20 protein-coding genes are annotated in these 20,041 nt (G+C 74.7%); 10 read left to right on the top strand and 10 right to left on the bottom strand.

What is annotated here, in order from left to right; translation table 11 throughout:
- Positions 1–56: 56 nt before the first annotated feature.
- From ACFCLZ_RS10410 to rsgA, 4 genes are all read left to right on the top strand, one after another.
- Positions 57–1,556, top strand: coding sequence for an FAD-binding oxidoreductase (locus tag ACFCLZ_RS10410; protein WP_380284548.1), 1,500 nt, complete (start codon positions 57–59; stop codon positions 1,554–1,556).
- A gap of 62 nt (positions 1,557–1,618) precedes the next feature.
- The gene (locus ACFCLZ_RS10405) at positions 1,619–2,656 is read left to right on the top strand and encodes a methyltransferase (RefSeq protein WP_380284547.1); all 1,038 of its coding nucleotides are present in this window, start codon (positions 1,619–1,621) and stop codon (positions 2,654–2,656) included.
- A gap of 88 nt (positions 2,657–2,744) precedes the next feature.
- Positions 2,745–3,515, top strand: coding sequence for a helix-turn-helix domain-containing protein (locus tag ACFCLZ_RS10400; RefSeq protein ID WP_380284546.1), 771 nt, complete (start codon positions 2,745–2,747; stop codon positions 3,513–3,515).
- Between the two features lie 309 nt (positions 3,516–3,824).
- Complete coding sequence (gene rsgA / locus ACFCLZ_RS10395) at positions 3,825–4,961, top strand: ribosome small subunit-dependent GTPase A (RefSeq protein ID WP_380284544.1); 1,137 nt, start codon at positions 3,825–3,827, stop codon at positions 4,959–4,961.
- Between the two features lie 61 nt (positions 4,962–5,022).
- On the opposite strand, the gene ACFCLZ_RS10390 is transcribed toward rsgA, so the two are convergent.
- The gene (locus ACFCLZ_RS10390; RefSeq protein WP_380284543.1) at positions 5,023–5,478 is read right to left on the bottom strand and encodes an ASCH domain-containing protein; all 456 of its coding nucleotides are present in this window, start codon (positions 5,476–5,478) and stop codon (positions 5,023–5,025) included.
- Between the two features lie 129 nt (positions 5,479–5,607).
- Here ACFCLZ_RS10390 and ACFCLZ_RS10385 point away from each other — a divergent pair, with 129 nt between their 5' ends.
- Both ACFCLZ_RS10385 and ACFCLZ_RS10380 read left to right on the top strand, forming a co-directional pair.
- Positions 5,608–7,179 carry a DNA-3-methyladenine glycosylase 2 family protein gene (locus tag ACFCLZ_RS10385; protein WP_380284542.1) on the top strand — a complete coding sequence of 524 codons (1,572 nt, stop codon included), beginning with the start codon at positions 5,608–5,610 and terminating at the stop codon, positions 7,177–7,179.
- Positions 7,176–7,688 (top strand): methylated-DNA--[protein]-cysteine S-methyltransferase, encoded by a 513-nt coding sequence (locus tag ACFCLZ_RS10380; protein WP_380284540.1) that lies wholly within the window; start codon positions 7,176–7,178, stop codon positions 7,686–7,688. The genes ACFCLZ_RS10385 and ACFCLZ_RS10380 overlap by 4 nt, the downstream gene beginning before the upstream one ends.
- A 47-nt stretch (positions 7,689–7,735) precedes the next feature.
- On the opposite strand, the gene ACFCLZ_RS10375 is transcribed toward ACFCLZ_RS10380, so the two are convergent.
- Both ACFCLZ_RS10375 and ACFCLZ_RS10370 read right to left on the bottom strand, forming a co-directional pair.
- Entirely contained in the window at positions 7,736–8,257 is a 522-nt protein-coding gene (locus ACFCLZ_RS10375; RefSeq protein WP_380284539.1) for a GNAT family N-acetyltransferase, read from the bottom strand.
- 68 nt (positions 8,258–8,325) lie between these two features.
- Positions 8,326–8,844, bottom strand: coding sequence for a MarR family winged helix-turn-helix transcriptional regulator (locus ACFCLZ_RS10370; RefSeq protein WP_380284538.1), 519 nt, complete (start codon positions 8,842–8,844; stop codon positions 8,326–8,328).
- Positions 8,845–8,986: 142 nt separating this feature from the next.
- Here ACFCLZ_RS10370 and ACFCLZ_RS10365 point away from each other — a divergent pair, with 142 nt between their 5' ends.
- On the top strand, positions 8,987–10,477 hold the full coding sequence (locus ACFCLZ_RS10365) for an MFS transporter (protein ID WP_380284537.1): 1,491 nt from the start codon (positions 8,987–8,989) through the stop codon (positions 10,475–10,477).
- A 67-nt stretch (positions 10,478–10,544) separates the two neighbouring features.
- On the opposite strand, the gene ACFCLZ_RS10360 is transcribed toward ACFCLZ_RS10365, so the two are convergent.
- From ACFCLZ_RS10360 to ACFCLZ_RS10350, 3 genes are all read right to left on the bottom strand, one after another.
- Entirely contained in the window at positions 10,545–11,279 is a 735-nt protein-coding gene (locus tag ACFCLZ_RS10360; protein ID WP_380284536.1) for a DUF305 domain-containing protein, read from the bottom strand.
- Complete coding sequence (locus ACFCLZ_RS10355) at positions 11,276–11,962, bottom strand: DUF3105 domain-containing protein (RefSeq protein ID WP_380284535.1); 687 nt, start codon at positions 11,960–11,962, stop codon at positions 11,276–11,278. The genes ACFCLZ_RS10360 and ACFCLZ_RS10355 overlap by 4 nt, the downstream gene beginning before the upstream one ends.
- Before the next feature lie 135 nt (positions 11,963–12,097).
- On the bottom strand, positions 12,098–12,658 hold the full coding sequence (locus ACFCLZ_RS10350) for a hypothetical protein (protein WP_380284534.1): 561 nt from the start codon (positions 12,656–12,658) through the stop codon (positions 12,098–12,100).
- Between the two features lie 253 nt (positions 12,659–12,911).
- Between ACFCLZ_RS10350 and ACFCLZ_RS10345 the strand changes: the two genes are divergently transcribed.
- Together ACFCLZ_RS10345 and ACFCLZ_RS10340 are read left to right on the top strand one after the other, a co-directional pair.
- Positions 12,912–14,474 carry a hypothetical protein gene (locus tag ACFCLZ_RS10345; RefSeq protein WP_380284533.1) on the top strand — a complete coding sequence of 521 codons (1,563 nt, stop codon included), beginning with the start codon at positions 12,912–12,914 and terminating at the stop codon, positions 14,472–14,474.
- A 27-nt stretch (positions 14,475–14,501) separates the two neighbouring features.
- Positions 14,502–15,122 carry a DUF1707 domain-containing protein gene (locus ACFCLZ_RS10340; protein ID WP_380284532.1) on the top strand — a complete coding sequence of 207 codons (621 nt, stop codon included), beginning with the start codon at positions 14,502–14,504 and terminating at the stop codon, positions 15,120–15,122.
- 25 nt (positions 15,123–15,147) lie between these two features.
- On the opposite strand, the gene ACFCLZ_RS10335 is transcribed toward ACFCLZ_RS10340, so the two are convergent.
- Positions 15,148–15,756 carry a TetR/AcrR family transcriptional regulator gene (locus ACFCLZ_RS10335; RefSeq protein WP_380284531.1) on the bottom strand — a complete coding sequence of 203 codons (609 nt, stop codon included), beginning with the start codon at positions 15,754–15,756 and terminating at the stop codon, positions 15,148–15,150.
- Positions 15,757–15,896: 140 nt separating this feature from the next.
- Here ACFCLZ_RS10335 and ACFCLZ_RS10330 point away from each other — a divergent pair, with 140 nt between their 5' ends.
- On the top strand, positions 15,897–16,121 hold the full coding sequence (locus tag ACFCLZ_RS10330) for a hypothetical protein (protein WP_380284530.1): 225 nt from the start codon (positions 15,897–15,899) through the stop codon (positions 16,119–16,121).
- Between the two features lie 12 nt (positions 16,122–16,133).
- Here ACFCLZ_RS10330 and ACFCLZ_RS10325 read toward each other — a convergent pair whose 3' ends face one another.
- The 3 genes from ACFCLZ_RS10325 to ACFCLZ_RS10315 are packed head-to-tail and all read right to left on the bottom strand — an operon-like array spanning position 16,134 to position 19,630.
- Positions 16,134–17,177: an agmatine/peptidylarginine deiminase gene (locus ACFCLZ_RS10325; protein ID WP_380284529.1), complete on the bottom strand. Its 1,044-nt coding sequence runs from the start codon at positions 17,175–17,177 to the stop codon at positions 16,134–16,136.
- Positions 17,178–17,207: 30 nt separating this feature from the next.
- Positions 17,208–18,923 (bottom strand): urease subunit alpha, encoded by a 1,716-nt coding sequence (locus ACFCLZ_RS10320; protein WP_380284527.1) that lies wholly within the window; start codon positions 18,921–18,923, stop codon positions 17,208–17,210.
- Positions 18,920–19,630 carry an urease subunit gamma gene (locus ACFCLZ_RS10315; protein ID WP_380284526.1) on the bottom strand — a complete coding sequence of 237 codons (711 nt, stop codon included), beginning with the start codon at positions 19,628–19,630 and terminating at the stop codon, positions 18,920–18,922. The genes ACFCLZ_RS10320 and ACFCLZ_RS10315 overlap by 4 nt, the downstream gene beginning before the upstream one ends.
- Between the last annotated feature and the right edge of the window lie 411 nt (positions 19,631–20,041).

The following is a 20,041-nucleotide window of genomic DNA, read 5'->3' as shown; positions in this document are numbered from 1 at the left end:
GACACCCTTCGACCCGGGCGGCGGCCCGCCGCCGCCCGGCCCCGGAAAGGAACACCATGCTCCGTCGTAGGTCTGTCCTGCTGGCAGGTGCCGCTGCCGCCGCCCTCACCGCCGCCGGCCCGGCGGTCGCGAGGCCGCGAGGCAACTGGGACCGGTTACGCGCCTCGCTCCAGGGCGACGTCCTCGTCCCCGGCGACGCCGGATACGACAAGGCGCGCCAGTCGCACTTCCTCCAGTTCGACTATCTGCGCCCGCAGGCCGTCGCCTTCTGCGAGACACCGGCCGACGTCCGGAAGGCGCTGAGCTTCGCGCACTGGCACGACCTGCACACCGTGCCCCGCAGCGGCGGCCACAGCTACGCCGGCTACTCCACCAACGAGGGCCTGATCCTCGACGTGTCGCGGCTGAACCGGACCACCGTCGGCGCCTCCACCGTCACGCTCGGCCCCGGCGCCCAGCAGGTGGACGCCCTGGCCGCCGTCGACGCCCACGGCCTCGCCCTCCCCAGCGGCCTCTGCCCCACCGTCTGCCCCGGCGGCTTCCTCCAGGGCGGCGGCATCGGCTGGCTGACCCGCCGCGCGGGCGTCGCCACCGACCGGCTGGTCTCCGCGGACGTCGTCCTCGCCGACGGCCGCTTCGTGCACTGTTCCGAGTACGAGCACCCCGACCTGTTCTGGGCGCTGCGCGGGGGCGGCGGCGGCAACTTCGGCGTCGTCACCCGCTTCGAGGTGCGGCCGATCAAGATCCCCACCATGGTGAACTACAACCTCACCTGGCCCTGGGAGCAGGCCGCCACGGTCATCGAGGCCTGGCAGGACTGGATGATCGGTGGTTCGCGCGACCTCGGCGGCGCCCTCGGCATCCAGTGGGTCGACGCCGGCACCGGCCACCCCGACGTCCTCGTCTACGGCGGCTTCGCCGGGAACCGGGCCGCCTTCGACCAGCAGCTCGCCGCCCTCGTCTCGGCCGTCGGCACCCAGCCCACCACCAGCGCCGTCGCCGAGAAGCCCTACCGGCAGGCGATGATGCAGTGGTACGGCTGCCAGGACCTCGACACCAGCCAGTGCCACCGGATCGGCTACCTGCCGGAGAGCCAGCTCCCGCGCCAGACGTACTCCCTGGACCGCAACCGCATGGTCTCCCGCGCGATACCGGCCGAGGGCATCCGCACGATCCTCGACAACTTCACGGCCGCCCCGCGCGCCGGGCAGTTCCGCTACATCAGCATCTTCGCGCTCGGCGGCGCCGCCAACGACCTGCCGCGCGACGCGACGGCCTACGTGCACCGCACGACCGAGCTGTACGTGGCCAACGTCGTCGGACTCAGCTCTCCCACCGCCACCGAGGACGACCGCACCGCCGCCCGGGCCTGGGTCACCAGCGCGTTCGACGCCATCGACCCGTACTCGAACGGCGAGGGGTACCAGAACTTCATCGACTCCCTGCTCGACGGCTGGCAGTCGGCCTACTACGCCGAGAACTACGCCAGGCTCTCCCAGGTCAAGCGCAGCTACGACCCCGAGAGGTTCTTCCGGTTCGCCCAGGCGATCCGGTGACACCGCCCGCTCCGCAGCACGGCCCCGTTCCGCACCCCGCCCCGACGACCGTGGAGACGCAGATGACGGAGCACGTTGGTCCTGTGGACAAGGCTGTCAACAAGGAGATGGTGGCGCTGCTCCAGGGCGCGTGGCGGTCCCGCGCCATCCACGTCGCCACCGAGCTCGGCCTCCCCGACCTGCTCGCGGAGGGCGAGCGCACGGTCGACGAGCTCGCCGCCGCGACCGACACCCACGCCCCCACCCTGGGGCGCCTGCTGCGGGCGCTGACCACCTTCGGCGTCTTCCGGCGGCTGCCCGACGGGCGGACGTACGCCCAGTCGCCGCTCTCCGCCGTGCTGGTCTCCACCCCCGGCAACGCCGAGTCCACCGACGCCCGGTTCATGGCCGCCGGCTGGCACTGGGCCGCCTGGGGCGAGCTGCTGCACACCGTCCGCACCGGCACCTCCTCCTTCGAGGTCGCCAACGACGGGGTGTCCTTCTGGGAGCTCACCAAGACCGACCCCGACGCCAAGCAGCGCTTCAACGCGGCGATGAGCGCCGTCTCCCTGGAGGAGAGCGCCGACATCGCCCGGGCCTACGACTTCTCGTCCGCGCGCCACGTGGTCGACGTCGCGGGCGGCCTCGGCAGCCTCCTCGCCGCGATCCTGACCGCCCACCCCGCGGTGCGCGGCACGCTCCTGGAGCGCCCCGAGATCGTGCCGCTCGCCCGGGAACTGCTCGGGAAGGCGGATGTCGAGGGGCGGTACGAGACGGTCGCGGGCGACTTCTTCGAGGAGGTCCCCGCGGGCGCGGACGTCTACACGATCAAGCGGGCCCTGCACGACTGGGACGACGCCACCATCGTTCGCATCCTGCGGCGCATCCGGGAGGCCATGCGCCCCGACTCGGTGCTGCTGGTCATCGAGGGGGTCGTGGACGAGGACTCGGACCAGGAGGCGCTCTTCCGCGGGCTCCTGCTCACCGTGCTCGTCGGCGGGCAGGACCGGCCCGAGTCCGACTACCGCGCCCTCGCCGAGGAGGCGGGCTTCACGATCCGGCGGGGCATCCCGGTGGGAGACGGCGGCCTGCGGATCATCGAGGCCGTGCCGATGGCCTGATATCGATCACCGAGCCGTGCCCGGGGGAGCCAGGACGTTACGCTGGACGATCGAGTACGTCCTGGCTCCCGACCTTGTGAAGTGACCCATGACTGCATCTCGATACCGTGAGCGGGCCGCCGTGCCGGAACTCGCCGCCCACGTCCACAGCGTGTGGTGCCAGGAGGTGATGCCCGGCGGCCGGGCGCTCGCCCACCGGGTGCTGCCGGACGGCTGCACCGACCTCCTGTGGCGCGACGGCCGGCTCTGCGTGGCCGGCCCCGACACGGCCTGGCGGATGGAGTCCCTGCCCGCCGGCTCCTTCATCGTCGGCATCCGCTTCAACCCGGGCGAGGCCCGCCCGCTCTTCGGCGACCACCCCATGGGGGAGTGGCGGGACCAGGAGCTCGATCTGACCGAACTGTGGGGCGCCCGGGAAGCCCGCGAGCTGAGCGAGCGCCTCGCCGAGGCCGGCCGCCCCCGGGAGATCGCCCAGATCATGGAGCGGACCGTCGTCCGCCGCCTCGCCGACTTCGCTCCCGCCGACGCCGTCGTTCGCGGCGCGGTGAGCGCGCTCGGTTCCCGCCGCGAGCGCCCGGTCGCCGCGCTCGCGGCGGACTTCGGCATCTCCGAGCGCCAGCTCCGCCGCCGCTTCGTGGGCGCCGTCGGCTACAGCCCCAAGACCCTCCAGGGCGTCTTCCGGCTGGCCCGGGCCCTGACCCTGCTGCGCGACACCCCGGCCCCGGCGAGCCCCGGCACCCCGTCCACGATGGTCGACATCGCCCTCACCGCCGGCTACGCCGACCAGCCCCACATGACGAGGGAACTGGGCCGCCTGACCGGCCTCACACCGGCCCGGGTACGCCAGTACGGCACCTGAGCGCGCCCGCCTCGAGGCGTGCGGCCGGTTCGTCCGCGGCACGTGTCGGACGGGCGGGGGTCGCGGATTTAATCGATGGTGCCGGGTTCAGGGGTGGGGCTATGGTGTCGCGTATCCCTTCCCGAGGGAACGGTGTCGGTTCGTCGAGAGAAAGCAGGAGGTGAGTCCCGTGGCCACGACTGTCATGACGGCTGCCCCGGGCAGCATTCGCGTCCACCTCTCCCTGCCGGCCGCCGGCTGACGTAGCCCTTCGCGCACGCAGCCGCAGCAGCCCGGCGGGATCGCTTTCCTCCCGAAGGGCCCACTGCGTTGTTCGACGCTGCCTCCGTTCCGTCTTCCTCCACCCTTTCCACCGACGGCTCCTTCGACGCCGTCTCCCCGCTGGCCGGCTACGGCTGGACGGCCGAGCACGACGAGCTGTTCGCGCCGCTCGCCGAGGCCGGACTGGTCGCCGCCCGGATCGTCCGGGTCGACCGCGGCCAGTGCGACGCCGTGCTCGCCGACCCGGCGACCGGCGAGCTGCGCACCGTCCGGGCCGACACCCGGCAGGTCGGCGACGCCGACATGATCAACTGCCCGTGCACCGGGGACTGGGCCGCCGTCGACCTCTCGGCCGGCCTGCCCATGCCCGCCGTCGCGGCCCTGCTGCCGCGCTCCACCGCGATCATCCGCAAGGTCGCGGGCAAGCGCTCCGACGGCCAGGTGCTCGCCGCCAACGTCGACACCGTGGTGGTCGCCGCCTCGCTCGCCGCCGAGCCCGACCTCGGGCGGATCGAGCGCTTCCTCGCCCTCGCCTGGGAGTCCGGCGCCGAGCCGGTGGTCGTGCTCACCAAGGCCGACCTGGTCGACGACGCCGACTTCATCCGCGCCGACGTCGAGGCCGCCGCACCCGGCGTCACCGTACTGGTGGTCAGCGCCGAGACCGGCGAGGGGATCGACGTGCTGCGCGCCTGCACGCCCGGCACCACCGCCGTGCTCGGGCAGTCCGGCGTCGGCAAGTCCACCCTGACCAATGTGCTCGCCGGGGTCGATGTGATGGCGGTCCAGGAGGCCCGCTCCGGCGACCAGAAGGGCCGGCACACCACGACCACCCGCGAACTCGTCCCGCTGCCCGGCGGCGGGGTGCTGATCGACACCCCCGGCCTGCGCGAGGTCGGCCTCTACGGTGGCGAGGGCGTGGCGCTCGCCTTCGCCGACATCGAGGAGCTGGCCGGGCAGTGCCGCTTCCACGACTGCCACCACGACAGCGAGCCCGGCTGCGCGGTGCGGGCGGCGCTCGCGGACGGCTCGCTGCCGGAGCGCCGGATGGAGAGCTACCGCAAGCTCCAGCGGGAGAACGAGTGGATCGCCTCCCGCTCGGACGCCCGGCTGGCCTCGGCCCGGGTGAAGAAGTGGAAGACCATCACCAAGACGATGCGCGCGGCGGGGGGAACCGTGAAGTGGTGACCTCCGGGCCGCCGGCAGCGGGGCGCCCGCCCCGTCGTCCGGCGGCCCGGCGCACGCGGCGTCAGCGGAAGTCGGCCACCAGCCGGAAGCGCTCCAGGACCACGGCCGTGCTGTCGTCGACGGTGAACGCCGGCTCGTCGAGCGACGCGCGCAGCTCCTCGCTGTGCCAGAACCCCTCGTGCCCGGCCCGCCACTCGGCGAGCGACGCGTACCCCTCGCCCTCGTCGAGGGCGTGCCGAAGATCGACCTCGCCGAGCGGGACCACCCTGACCCCGGTGGTCTCGATCACCGCGACGATCCGCCCGGCCGAGTCGGCCACCGCGGCGCGAGTACCGGCCTCCGGCAGCGGTTCGCCGTCGTGCTCGTACTCGGCCAGCAGGGCCGTGGTGCTGGTCTTGGCGCCGGACAGCACGGCGCCGACCAGCCGGTCCCGCAGCGGTCCGGGGAAGGCGAACTCGTCGACCGGCAGCGCGCCGACCCGGGGATCGTCCGCGCCGGTGTAGGGCTGCTCGGACACGGGGCCTCCTGGGGTTCGGGGACGGGGCCGTGCGCAGGCTATCCGGACGGCGGCCGCCGGGGCGCGCGACTTTCCCGCCGGCCGGCCGGCCGGCCCGGCCCGTCGGCCCGCCCGGCCCCCGTGACGCCCATGTCCGATTCCCGCCAGTCGAGAGCCGCCGGGTGCCGCAGACTGGACAGCGTGATCGACGACGACATCCGGTACCGCGCCGTGGACAGCCGGGACGCCCGCTTCGACGGCGTCTTCTTCACGGCCGTCACCTCGACCGGCATCTACTGCCGGCCGAGCTGCCCGGCCGTGACCCCGAAGCGCGTCAACTGCACCTTCTACCCCAGCGCCGCCGCCGCGCAGAGCGCCGGCTTCCGGGCCTGCCGCCGTTGCCGCCCGGACTCCGTCCCCGGCTCGCCCGAGTGGAACCACCGGGCCGACCTGGTCGGCCGGGCCATGCGGCTGATCGGCGACGGCGTCGTGGACCGCGAGGGCGTGGCCGGCCTGGCCCACCGCCTCGGCTACAGCTCCCGCCAGCTCCAGCGCCAGCTCACCGCCGAACTCGGCGCCGGCCCGATCGCGCTGGCCCGCGCCCGCCGCGCCCAGACCGCCCGGCTGCTGCTGCAGACCACCGAGCTGCCGGTCACCGACATCGCCTTCGCCGCCGGCTTCGCCTCGGTGCGGCAGTTCAACGACACCGTCCGCGAGGTCTACGACCGCACCCCCAGCGGGCTGCGCGCCGAGGTGGCGTCCGGCCGGCGCACCGCCACCCCGGCAGGCGGCCTCGCCCTGCGGCTCGCCTACCGGGGCGCCCTGGACAGCGACCACCTGATCGACTTCCTGGCGCTGCGCGCCGTGCCCGGTGTGGAGGAGGTCGTGCCGGGACCGCGCCCCGGCGTGCGCACCTACCGCCGCACCCTCGCGCTCCCGTACGGCCACGGCATCGCCGAGGTGGACGGCCTCGCCCCCGGGGACCCGGCCACCCGCGGCTGGCTGGACTGCCGGCTGCTGCTCACCGACCTGCGCGACCTGCCGACCTCCGTCCAGCGCCTGCGCGTCCTGTTCGACCTGGACGCCGACCCGGTCGCGGTCGACGAGCAGCTCGGCGGCGACCCGCTGCTCGGCACGCTCGTCCGGGCCCGCCCCGGACTGCGCTCGCCGGGCCACGTCGACCCGCACGAACTCGCCGTGCGCGCCGTCCTCGGTCAGCAGATCAGCGTCGGCGCGGCCCGCACCCTGGCCGGGCGGCTCGCCGAGAAGTACGGCACCGCGCTGCCCGAGGCCAGCGGCGGACTGCGGCTGCTCTTCCCCACCGCCGCCGTCCTGGCGACCGCGGACCCGGAGGACTTCGCGATGCCGGCCGCCCGGCGCCGCGCCCTCACCGGCCTGTGCGCCGCCCTCGCCGAGGGCGTCGTCCGGCTCGACGGCGGGGTCGACCGGCAGGAGGCGGCCGCCCAGCTGCTCGCCCTGCCCGGCATCGGCCCGTGGACCGTCGGCTACCTGCGGATGCGCGCCCTCGCCGACCCCGACGTCTTCCTCCCGAGCGACATCGGCGTCAAGCACGGACTGCTCCGGCTCGGCGCCCCGGGGGACCCGAGGTCCGCCGCCCTCGCGGCCGAGGCCTGGGCCCCCTGGCGCTCGTACGCCGTGCACCGCCTCTGGGCGGGCGCGGCCGCAGACCCCAGCACCGGAACGGAGAACACCGCAGCATGAGCACCACCGTCTTCACCTTCATGGAGAGCCCGTTCGGCCGACTGCTGCTCAGCGGCGTCGTCCCGGACGGCGGCGGCCCGGCCGCACTGGCCACCGTCACCGCCCCCGGCCAGCGGTACGCGCTCGCCGAGCCCGCCGACGACTGGGTGCACGACCCGGAGGCGCTCACCGAGCCGGTCACCCAGCTCACCGAGTACTTCGCCGGCGAGCGCACCGCCTTCGACCTGCCGCTCGCCCCGGTCGGCACCGAGTTCCGCCGCCGGATCTGGGACGTCCTCGACAAGATCCCCTACGGCGAGACCGTCACCTACGGGCAGCTCGCCGACCTGGCCGGCGAGTCCCCGCGCGCGGTGCGCGCGGTGGGCGGGGCGGTCGGCGCCAACCCGCTGCTGATCGTCCGCCCCTGCCACCGCGTCCTCGGCGCCAACGGTGCCCTCACCGGCTTCGCCGCCGGGGTCGACCGCAAGCGCTGGCTGCTCGACCTGGAGTGCGGCACCTCGCTGTTCTGAGCGGTTCGGCGAGCCCGCGGGCGCTCCCGGTCAGGCGGCGCTCCCGGTCAGGCGGCCGGGAGCGCCCGCAGGTCCACCCGCCAGTCGTTGCTGCGCATCCGGCGGCCGGGCGGGAACTCGAAGTCGGTCTCGCCGAGGAGGGTGAAGCCGGCCCGGCGGCAGACGGCGTTGGAGGCCGGGTTGCCGACCGAGGGGAAGGCGTGCAGGTACCGGTGGCGGGCGGTGCGGGCGGCGGCCTCGACGGCGGCCCGCGCCGCGACCGCGGCGATGCCCCGGCCCTGGTACGGCGGCAGGACGTTCCAGCCCATCTCGTGGACGGTGCCGCCCTGCCAGATGCGCTCGGCGTAACCGACGGTGCCGACCGCCACCCCCTCCGGCTCCAGGACGACGCGGTACATGCAGCCGAGGCCGGAGGGGACGAGGTCCAGGTAGCGCCGGTGCCGGAGGAGCATCCGCCGCTCGTCCTCCGGGCCGCCGGTGTGCTTGCGCATCTCCGGGGTGTTGACCAGGCGCAGCAGGGCGAGGTCGGCGTCGGTCCAGGGTTCGAGGCGGAGCAGGGCGGGGTCCATGGCGGGACGGTAGCCGGGCGGGAGTCCGGCGCGGTACCGGGTTTTCCGGGCCGGGCGGATCCGCGGGGTCAGCCGCCCGCCGGTGAGCCGCCCGCGGGGTCGGCGAGCGCGCGGGCCAGGTTCTCCAGGGCGGGCAGCGCGTGCATCACCGCGTCGCGGTCGGCGGGGGAGAGGGTGTCGAGCGCGGAGGCGATCCGCCGTTCGTGGGCCCGCTGCCAGTCGTCGAGCTGGCGCCGCCCGGCCGGGGTGAGCGCGATCCGCGCGGTGCGGCGGTCCCCGGGGTCGGTCTGGCGGTCGACGAACCCGGCGTCCAGCAGCTTGCCGACCAGGCCGCTCACGGTGTTGGGGGCGAGCCGCTGCCGGGCGGCCAGCTCGCCGACCCGCAGCGGGGCGGCGGCGAGGGTCTGGAGGAGTTCGACCTGCGCCATCGGCAGGGACTCCCACGGGTAGTCGGTGCGGATGCTGCTGCGCAGCGCCCGGCGGAGCCGGGTGACCGCGTCGGTGAGCCGCCGGGCGCGCTCGATCGCCGCCGGCTCCACGGCCTGCGGCTCGGCAGCGGGTTCGGGAACAGACGGTGACGACGGCATGGCCGACAGCGTAGCGCCTGGTTCGGACGCCGCTCGAACGCCGGGGACGGGTCGGGAACGACCGACCCCGGTGCGTAACGGTCCGATCGCATGCCGATCAGATCGTAGAGAGAACATATCTGTATCCGATATATTTCGCCGTATGAACGCGGCGTCGACCCTCACCGCCCGGCTCACCACCGGGCTGCTCACCGAGCGCCCCCGGCCGCGCGGCATAGCCGGCTGGCGGCACGCCCACTGGCTCGCCGTCGGCACCGTCTGCCTCGGCGCCTTCCTCGGCCAACTGACCGCGGGCATCACCGCCCTCGTCTACCCGACGCTCCAGCGCCACTTCGACACCGGCTTCGCCGCCGTCGAATGGGTCGCCCTCGCCTACCTGCTGGTCCTGGTGGCGCTGCTCGCGCCGATCGGCCGGCTCTCCGACCTGGTCGGGCGCAAGACCATGTACATCGGAGGGTTCGCCGTCTTCGGCCTCGCCTCGCTCGGCGCCGGGTTCGCCGGCGGCCTCGGCACCCTGATCGCCTGCCGCGCCGTCCAGGCCGTCGGCGGCGCGATGATGCAGGCCAACAGCGTGGCCCTGGTCGCCCGCGGCGTGCCCGGGCACGCGATGCGCCGGGCGCTCGGCATCCAGGCCGCCGCGCAGGGCCTCGGCCTGGCGCTCGGGCCCAGCCTCGGCGGGCTGCTGGTCGAGCACGCCTCCTGGCGCTGGGTGTTCTGGATCAACGTGCCGGTCGCCCTGGCGGGCATCCTGGCCGGCTGGTTCCTGCTGCCCCGCACGCGCCGCCCGGACGCCGACCCGGTGCCGCGCGAGCTGCCCCGCCCGGTCCCCCGGCCGCGGGGCGCCTCCCGGGCCGCCCCGGACGGCGGGCGCTTCGACCTGGCCGGCCTGCTGCTGCTCGCCGGCTCCTCCACCGCGCTGCTGCTCGCCCTCTCCGCCGCCTCCGGCCTGCCGCTGCCCGGCTGGGCCGTCGCCGCCCTGTTGCTCGCCGCGGTGCTGTGCGGGCTCGGCCTGGTCCGCCAGGAGCGCCGCGCCACCCGGCCGATCCTCGCCCCCGGCCTGGTCAACACCCCCGGTGTGCGCCCCGGCCTGGCCGTCTCGCTGATCGGCTACCTGCTGCTGTTCTGCCCGCTGGTGCTCGGGCCGGTGCTGCTCGCCGAGGCGGGCCTGTCGGCCGGGCGGGCCGGTCTGGTGGTCACCCTGCTCCCGGCCGCGTTCGCGGTGGCCGCGACGGTCGGCGGCGCGCTGCTGCCGCGCGGCTGGTCGGACGTCGCCCGCTGCCGCTTCGGCGCGGCCCTCGCCGGGGCCGGGCTGCTGAGCTGCGTGCTGCTGCCCGCCGCGGGCGCCCCCGTGTCGGGGCTGGCGTTCCCGCTGCTGGTGGCCGGCGGCGGCCTCGGCCTGCTGCTGCCCGCCAACAACGCCCTGGTGATGCGGGCGATACCGGCCGAGTGCTCGGCGGTCGGCGGCGGCATGGTCAACATGGCCCGCAGCCTCGGGACGGCGCTCGGCACCGCGCTGCCGGTGCTCGGCGTCCACCTGGCCGGACCGGTGGTGGGCGGGCGCTCGGTGCTGCTGGCGCTGGCCGCCGTCGCGGTCCTGGCCGTGGCGCTCACCCGGCCGGTGCGGCGGCGCTGAGGACGCGGAAACGGCCGGGGCGGTGGACGGAGGTCCGTCCACCGCCCCGGCCGTCGGGTGCCTCGGGTCAGGAGGCGGGCACGCCGGGGGCGGCGCCGCGCTCCTTGAGCATGTCGGTGATCAGGCCGATCTCCGAGGTCTGCCCGGCCACCATCGACTGCGCGAGGCGCTTCTCCGCCTCGTTGCGCGCCATGTCGACATAGCCCTGGGCCATCTCCACCCCGCCCTTGTGGTGCTCCAGCATCAGCTGCAGGTAGAACACCTCGGCGTCCCGCCCGCTCAGCGAACGGAGCTTGGCGAGCTGCGTGGTGGTGGCCATGCCGGGCATCAGCGAGCCGTCGTGCGCCTGGTAGTCCGCGCCGTGGCCGTGGCCGCCCATCGCCATCCACGCCATCGGCTTGGCCGTCGAGTGCTGGGTGAGCCCCCACTGGTCGAGCCAGCCCATCATCATGCCGCGCTGGTTGGCCTGGGTGTTGATGATGTCGAAGGCGAGCGTGCGGGTCGGCTCGTCCGACGTCCGGTCGCGGACGATGAACGACAGGTCCACCGCCTGCTGGTGGTGGGTCGACATGTCGCGGGCGAACCCGGCCTCCGGCGAGCTGTCCGCCGGCACGCTGAGCGAGGAGGACCCGGAGGCGGAGGTCCCGCCCGCCACCAGGGCCGGCACGCCGAGCGCGAGGGCGAGCGCGGCGGCCAGCGCGGCCGGCCACCAGATCCGCCGGCGCGCGGCCGCGCGGTCCGGCCCCTGCGCGGCGTCCTCCTGGGCGGAGGCGGCCTCGGCGGAGCCGTCGGCGGCGGTCACATCGCCCCCATGGTGCAGGAGGCGCCCGGCTCCTGGGTCTGCTTGCCCTGGACGTACTTGGTGAAGAACTGGTTCACCCGGGGGTCGCTCGCGCTGTCCACGGTGAGCTGGGTCGACCAGGCGCTCAGGGTGATGGCGCCCTGCTCGTCCGGGTACGGGCTCATCAGCGAGTACGGGGTGGCCTTGACCTTCTCCGAGAGGGTCTTGATGTCCTCCGGGGTGGCCTTGCTGTTGTAGGTCACCCAGACCGCGCCGTGCTCCAGCGAGTGGACGGCGCGCTCGTTCTCGACCGGCTGGTCGTAGACGGTGCCCATGCAGTCCAGCCAGATCGCGTTGTGGTCGCCGCCGACCGGCGGGGTCTGCGGGTAGGTGACCTTCTCCTTGACGTGGTTGCGGGTCAGGTCGCCGAAGGTCTGCACGCCGTCGATCGGGGCCGCGGCGGCGGTCTCCTTGGCCTTCTTGTCCTTGTTGGCGTCGACCACGATCCAGGTGCCGGTGGCTATCGCCGCGATCACCAGCACACCGGCGACCGAACCGGCGATGATCTTGTTGCGGCGGTCGCGGCGCTGCTCGACGGCGCGCAGCTCGGCGATCCGGGCGCGGCGGTCGTTGCTCGTCTGCTTGCCGCTCGGCTTGTTGCCCTGCGCCTTGTTCGGCTGCGTCTGCTTGGAGGCGGAACCCATGTGGTGTCCTTGTCCCCGCCGTGCATCGGGCGCGGCGGTCTGAAGAGATGGCGGGATGGGGCGGATCCGTCGGTCCCGCCCGCCCGGCGACGCGGTGGTCGGCGGGGGAGGGCCGGGGCCGGCGGCGGGTTCCGCTCAGGACCGGTGTACTTGGAGTTCGTGCAGGTCGGGCGCGGGGTGCGGGCCGACCAGCAGCCCGGCGGGCACCACCCGGGGCAGCGCCTCGGGGGTCTCCGTCAGAGGCGCCGCAGCGGGTTGCGGGTGCGGCGGCGGGTTGGGGAGCTGGGCGTCCTGGGCGCAGTACGGGTGGCTGGAGCAGCCGTTGTTGCGGTGCGGCGGGTCGCCGTCGACCGAGCACCAGGTCCAGTGCCGGTGGCTCTCCGCGCGGATCCGGTCGGCCAGGGTCTGCGGCGCGGTGGCCGGACCGGTGGCGGCGGTGCCGTCGAGGTGGACCGGGGCGCCGGCCGCGATGCCGGTTGCGGCGTCGGCGGCGAGACCGGTCGGGGGACCCACCGGGGGATCGGCCGGGCCGGTCACCGGGAGGCCCGGCCGCTCGGCCGTGGCCGCCTTGGCGTGTGCCGCGCACGGCAGCGCCATCAGCAGTCCGACCAGCAGCAGGATCCACAGCGTGCCCACGGGGCGGACCGCGAGTGCGGCGCTCCCCGGTCGGGGGTTGCTGGGGGCCGACGCGGTCATGCGCACATTTAATCAGCCGAACGAGTGAAGCGAGTCCCCTCCTCGGATCTCATTTTCAAGGGCGGAGCCGCCGGAATACCCCGTAAACACCCTGGTCGGGGCGGTTCGGTCGACTGCGGGAGGAACAGAAACGAAACGGGCGGCGAACCCGGTGATCGATATCGGCCGATGTGCACGCGGTTGTGGTCGAAACCCGGACAGCGTGGTGGTGCTTGGGGACAATGACGTCGAGCCAGCGACCAGGAGCCGCCAGATGACCAAGCAGGGTGCACCCGCGCAGCAGCAGCACCGGCCGGACGACGGCTGGTGGGACACGGTCTACGCGGGCCCGTCCGGCACCCTCCCCGACACCCCGGGGGCCTCGTCGGAGGGCAGCGTCGACGACTGGTTCGAGACCGCGGCCGGACTCATCGGGCAGCAGCGGAGCGCGCCCGAGGAGGAAGGACCGGCGGCCGACGCGGTGGTGGCGCAGGCGGCGGTGCCTCCTCCGGAGGAGCCGGGGCGGGACAGCATCGACGACTGGTTCGACACCGCCGTCGGTGTGATCGCCCCGCAGCCCCCGGTCGCCGAGGAGGTTCCGGCGGTCGAGGTTCCGGTGGCCGAGGTTCCGGCGGCCGATGAGACGCACCGCTTCCCCGCCCCCTCCTGGGCCGCGGACGCCCGGGTACCCGAGCCGCGCCCCAAGCCCGGGCCCGCGGCCGCGTCGGCCCCGGAACCGGAGCCCGCTCCGGAGCCCGAGCCCGAGCCGATTCCGGAACCGGAACCGGAACCGGAACGCGAGCCGGAGCCCGGACCCGAGCCGGTCCTCGCCGAGGACGCCGCGCCCGGTCCGGCCGCCGTCGAGCCGCCCGCGCCGCGCCCGGCGCCCCGGCCCGGGCGGCCCGGCGCCGCGCCCGCCGTGCCGCACGTCGGCGAGCGCCCGCCCGCCTACGGTCCCGAGCCGACCGCCGTCCCCGAGGCCGACCCCGGCGCGCTGGGCGGCGTCGTCGCCGACACCGTGCTGGAGGGCGCCCAGTACGCCGCCACCACCCTGCGGGCGGCCTCCGTCCGCGGTGACTCCGCCCGCCACCGGGGCGAGCCCCGCCGGGACTCGCTGCTGGTGACCCGGTTCGGCGAGGGAGCGGACGGCCTGCTGCTCGCGGTGCTCGGCGCCTTCGACCACGCGGGGCCGACCGCCGAGGCGGTCGCCACCGCGGCGGCCGAGGCCTGCCGCCAGCTCGCCGGCGCGGTCGGCCGCAGCCGCGCGAGCCTGGCCGCCGACCTGCGCGACGGCGCCCGCGACCGGCTCCGCTACGGCCTCCAGCGGCTCGCGCTGAGCGCCGTCGCCCCGCTCCGCGCCCTGGAGCCGGGGGGCGCCGCGGACGGCACGGACACCACGGACGGCGCGGACGGCGAGTCGTCCCCGGCCTCCCTGCACTGCCTGCTGGTCTCGCTCGACCCGGCGGCCGGCTACCGGGCGGCGTTCGGGGTCGGCCCGGGCGGGCTGTTCCTGCTGCGCTCCGGCCACTGGATCGACGCCTACGCGGCCCGGCTGCTGCACCACCCCGACGGCCAGCCGCCGGTGCCGGAGACTCCGGCAGCGGACCCGCGGCCGTTCCGCTTCCGGATGGTCCCGGCGACCCCGGGCGACATCCTGCTGCTCGGCACCCCCGGCCTGGCCCGCCCGATCGCCGAGGAGCCGGCCGTCGCCCATTTCCTGGCCTCCCACTGGGCCCACCCCCTCCCTCCGGGCACCGTCGACTTCCTCCGCCAGGTCCAGGTCCGCGCCAAGGGCTACACCGACGACCGCACCGCCGCCGCCGTCTGGACCGAGTAGCCCCGGCGGCTGCCTACTCTTGTGGCCATGACCGCCCAGCCTCCGGAGATCCCTCCGCGCACCGTTCCGGCCGGAGAAATCCGCGCCTCCCACGACGACCGCGAAGCAGTGGTGGAGCAACTGCGCGATGCGGCGGCCGAGGGGCGAATCGATCTCGACGAGCTGGACGCGCGCCTGGAGCAGGCACTGACGTCGAAGACCCATGGCGAGTTGGCGGTCCTGACCGCCGACCTGCCCAGGCCGAAGCCCGCGGAGAGCGCCCAGCCGCTGGTGCTCAAGGGCGGCATGTCCGGAGCGTCCCGCGGCCCCGGGCGCTGGGAGGTTCCCGCGCACGTGATCGCGCACGGAGGGCTGGGGGGCGTGAAGGTCGACTTCACCCGGGTCGAGTGCCGCCTCGCGGAGGTCGTGGTGGAGGCGTACGGGGAGATGGCCGGCGTCACGATCGTCATCCCCGACACCTGGGCCGCGGACACCGGCGGCATGGATCCCGGCCTCGGCGGCCTGAGGGACAGGACCACTCCCGACCGGCTCCCGGGAACTCCGCTGATCCGGCTCACCGGGTCCGGCGGCATGGCGGGAGTGGTCGTCCGCCACCCCAACCGCCGGGAACGGCGCAAGCTGCACGGCGATCCGGCGCAGAACAGCTAGCCGGTACGCCGGCTCCCCGCCCGGGTCAGGCCGGGGCGCGCCCGAGGAGGGCGGCGCAGGCGGTGGTGGCGAGGTGGTGGGCGCGGGGGCGGTCGGCCCCCGGCAGGCCCAGGGCGAGGGGGACGGCGAGGCCGTCGAGGAGGGCGCGGATCTGGATGGCCCGCTCGGTGGCGTCGCCGGGGCCGAAGCGGGCGGCGGCGGTGCCCTCCTCGATCAGCGCGACCAGGTCGGCCTGCCAGGGCGCCTCGATCTCCAGCTGGCCCTGCCGCAGCTCCTCGCCGGCGGGGGAGCGCCCCCACACCTCGACCCAGAGGATCCAGCGCGGGTCCCCCGGCCCCTCCGGGAGGTAGAGCGCGGTGTACTCCTCCAGCCGCCGGCCGACGTCGCGGCCGCCGTCGGCGAGCATCGCCCGGCGGCGGACGCCGAGCTGGTCCTCGCTCCACCGGAGGGTCTCCAGCAGCAGCTGGTCCTTGCTGCCGAAGTAGTAGAGCAGGTGGCCGGCGCTCATCTGCAGCTGCTTGCCGAGGCCGGCCATGGTGAGCTTGGCGAGCCCGTGCTCGGCGATCGCGGCGCGTGCGGCGGCGAACACCTCCTCGCGGGGGCGGGCCGGTCGGCGCGGGCGGGCGTCGGCCATCGGTGCTGCTCCTCCGGACTCAAGGGGGCCTTACGATACCGGCCGTGTCCGGGCGGCCACGGAGCGGGGCATCGGCCGTTTCGGCGTGCGGATCCTGCGGGTACGTACCAGTCGGGACATTCCGACCCGAGGGGGTGGCCATGGCCACGATGATCGCCCTGTTCGCCGGCCTCGCCGTCCTGGTGACCGGCCTGACGGTGTACCTGCACCGGCGCCGCAACGGTCCGACCGAGAACCTCGACGGGGTGCTGGCCGAGCAGGAGCGGCTGGCCCAGTTGCGGGCCCTCCGCTCCTCCTACAGCTCGATCGCGATGCACAGCTCCCACGGACTCACCACCGACGACCTGGGGAGGTACCACCGGTAGGACCGGGCGGGATCAGGCCTTCGGCTGCTGCTGCGTGATGCAGTGGATGCCGCCGCCGTTGGCGAAGATCTCGCGGGCGTCGACCAGCTCGACCGTGCGGCCGGGGTAGGCCTCGGCCAGGACGGCGGCGGCCTCCTGGTCGCGCGGGTCGTCGAAGGCGCACAGCACCACGGCGCCGTTGGCGACGTAGTGGTTGATGTACGAGTAGTCGACCGGCTCGCCCTCCTCGTCCAGCAGGACGGTGGGGGCGGGCAGCTCGATGACCTCCAGCGGGCGGCCCTGGGCGTCGGTGGAGGCGCGCAGGACCGCCACCAGCTCCCGGCACACCTCGTGGTCGGGGTGCGCCGGGTCCGGCTGGACGTGGGCGACCACGACGCCGGGGCGGACGAAGGAGGCCACGATGTCGATGTGGCCGCGGGTGCCGAACTCGTCGTAGTCGCGGGTGAGGCCGCGCGGCAGCCAGACCGCCTTGGTGGTGCCGAGGAAGGCGTGCAGTTCGGCCTCGACCTCCTCCTTGGTCCAGTCGGCGTTGCGGCCCTCGCCGAGCTGGACGGTCTCGGTGACGAGCACGGTGCCCTCGCCGTCGACGTGGATGCCGCCGCCCTCGTTGATGAGCTTCGAGGCGAACCGCTGGACCTCGGTCAGCTCGCTGATGTGCTCGGCGACGTGCTGGTCCTTGTCCCAGCGGGCCCAGGACTGCGCGCCCCAGCCGTTGAAGATCCAGTCGGCGGCGGCCAGGCCGCCCTTGCCGTCGATCAGGAAGCTCGGGCCGATGTCGCGCATCCAGGCGTCGTTCAGCGGGCGCTCGACGATCTCGACCCCGTCCGCGACGTACTTGCGGGCCTCCGCGCTCTCGCCGGTGTTCACCACCAGGGTGACCGGCTCGTACCGGACGACGGTGTTGGCGACGTTCGCCCAGGCCTCGCGCGCCGCGTGCAGGTGCTCGGGGGTGTCGAAGGTCGGGTTGTCGGTCGGGAAGGCCATCCAGGTGCGGTCGTGCGGGTGCCACTCGGCGGGCATCCGGTAGCCGAGCGAGGCGGGGGTGGGGGTGGTCATCGCGGCGTCCTTCGGTGGGGCGGGGGAGGGTCAGAGGAAGTAGAGGCGGCTGAGCGAGACGCTGTCGGCGGGCTCGGAGCGCAGCGGGTCGCCGTCGAGCGAGACCAGGCCGGTCTCGGTGACCTCCACGCGGCCGACCCGGGCGTTGCGCACCATGTCGCGCGGGCCGATGCCGCGGGTGCCCCGGACGCCGACGCGCCGGCGCCGGGTGGGCAGGCCGTCGGCGGGGCGGTCGAGGTAGGCGCCGTCGGCGGCGGCCTGGGCGACGAAGGCGACCGAGATGTCGGCGGCGGTGGCGCCGTGCGCGCCGAACTGCGGGCCCAGCACGAGGGGCTCGCAGCGGTCGGTGGAGGCGTTGGGGTCGCCGACCACGCCGTAGGCCGGGAAGCCGGCCTTGAGGACCAGCTGCGGCTTGGCGCCGAAGTGGTCCGGGCGCCACAGCACGATGTCGGCGAGCTTGCCGATCTCGATCGAGCCGACCTCGTGGGCCAGGCCGTGGGCGATGGCGGGGTTGATGGTGAGCTTGGCGATGTAGCGCAGCACCCGCTCGTTGTCGTCGCCGCCCTCGGTGGTGCCGTAGCCACCGCCGAGCGGGCCGAGCTCGGCCTTCATCTTGCCGGCCATCGCGAAGGTGCGGCGCACGGTCTCGCCGGCCCGGCCCATGCCCTGGGCGTCGGAGGAGGTGATGCCGATGACGCCGAGGTCGTGCAGGACGTCCTCGGCGCCCATCGTGCCGGCCCGGATGCGGTCGCGGGCCATCGCGGCGTCGCCGGGCAGGTCGACCTTGAGGTCGTGCGCGGAGACGATCATGCCGAAGTGCTCGCCCAGCGCGTCCCGGCCGAAGGGCAGGGTGGGGTTGGTGGAGGAGCCGATGACGTTCGGCACGCCCGCCATCTTGAGCACGTTGGGCACGTGGCCGCCGCCGCAGCCCTCGATGTGGAAGGCGTGGATGGTCCGGCCCTCCAGCACCTTGAGGGTGTCCTCGACGGACAGGCACTCGTTGAGGCCGTCGGTGTGCAGGGCGACCTGGACGTCGTACTCCTCGGCGACCCGCAGCGCGGTGTCCAGGGCGCGGGTGTGCGCGCCCATGTCCTCGTGCACCTTGAAGCCGGAGGCGCCGCCCTCCGCCAGGGCCTCGATCAGCGGGGCCTCGTCGGAGGAGGAGCCGCGGCCGAGGAAGCCGATGTTGACCGGCCAGGCGTCGAAGGCGTTGAAGGCGTGCCGCAGGGCCCACGGCGAGTTGACGCCGACGCCCCAGACCGGGCCGAACTCCTGGCCGATGATCGTGGTGACGCCGGAGGCGAGCGAGGCCTCCATGATCCGCGGCGACAGCAGGTGGACGTGGGTGTCGATGGCGCCGGCGGTGGCGATCATGCCCTCGCCGGAGACGATCGTGGTCCCGGTGCCGACGACCACGTCGACGCCGTCCATGGTGTCCGGGTTGCCGGCCCGGCCGATCGAGGCGATCCGGCCGGCGATCAGGCCGATCGAGGTCTTGCGGATGCCCTGGATCGCGTCGATCACCAGGACGTTGCTGATCACCACGTCGCAGGTGTCGCGGACGGCGGCGGGCTTGAGGTGCAGGCCGTCGCGGGCGGTCTTGCCGAAGCCGGCCAGGAACTCGTCCCCGGGCGCCTGCGAGTCGGACTCGACGCGGACGATCAGCCCGGAGTCGCCGAGCCGGATCCGGTCGCCGGCGCGCGGGCCGTGCACGGAGATGTAGTCGTGGGGGGTGATGGACGTCACGACTCGACCTCCGCGTCGTCGAAGTGGGTGAGGTAGCCGGTGGCGCGGGCCTTGGCCAGCGCGGCGTCCTTGGCGCCGGGGGCGTCCAGCGGGCCGTCGACCAGGCCGGCGAAGCCGATCGCGACCCGCCCGCCGCCGATCGGCACCAGGCCGACCTCGACGGTGGCGCCCGGGTCGAAGCGCACCGAGGAGCCGGCCGGGATCGCCAGGTGGGTGCCGTAGGCGGCGGCGCGGTCGAAGGCCAGGCGGGGGTTGGCCTCGAAGAAGTGGAAGTGCGAGGTGACCGAGATCGGCACCCCGGAGGTGTTGTGGACGGGCAGCACGACGGTCTCCTCGACCGGGTCGTAGCCGGCGCCGTCGCCGAGCAGCGCGCCGCCGGGGGCCTCGTCGCCGAGCGAGCCGGCGCCCCGGAACGGGTCGTTGACCACGGCCAGCCGGGTGCCGTCGTCGAACACCGCCTCCACCTGGACCACGGTGACCACGTCGGGCACGCCGGGCAGCACGTCCTCGGCGGTGAGCACGGAGCGGCCGGCCTCGATGGCCTCGGCGAGGCGCCGGCCGTCCCGGGCGGCCTCGCAGACGGCGTCGGCGATCAGCGCGGTCGCCTCGGGGATGTTGAGGCGGACGCCTCGGGCGCGGCGGGCGCGGGCCAGCTCGGCTGCTGTGAAGATCAGCAGCCGGTCCCGCTCGGTGGGGGTCAGTCGCACGGTTCCTCGCTCGCGGTCGCCGGGAGAGGGGGGTGAGGGTTGTTAGAACAGCGTTCAAACATCTCCGGTCATTGAACCCGGAGCCGCCCGCCCTGTCCAGCCTTGCCGCTCCCGCGGCGATCGGCTCGCCGAGGGGCGGGCGCGGCGGCGCCGGAGACCGAAAACCGCCCGTACGCTCCGCAAACCTGCCCGGCGCGGGCAGTTGGATCACGCGAACCGCCCCGTGCCCCTTTCACCCCAGGTGATCGCCGGGGCACTGTTCCAAATGCCGAAAGCTGGGCATGAGGATGATTGGTCAGTACCAAGGGGGCCGACCGGCGGGCGGGGGATCCGGCCCGGCGGCCCGGAACGAGGGCGGGGGCAGGGGTGATGGACGGTCAGTCGCGATTCCCGCGGCAGCGGACGAGTTCG

The organism is Kitasatospora purpeofusca, assembly GCF_042691725.1.
Lineage (GTDB): Bacteria > Actinomycetota > Actinomycetes > Streptomycetales > Streptomycetaceae > Kitasatospora > Kitasatospora purpeofusca_B.
The sequence above is the reverse complement of the archived record's forward strand: the minus strand, read 5'-3'. Positions and strand labels throughout refer to the sequence as shown.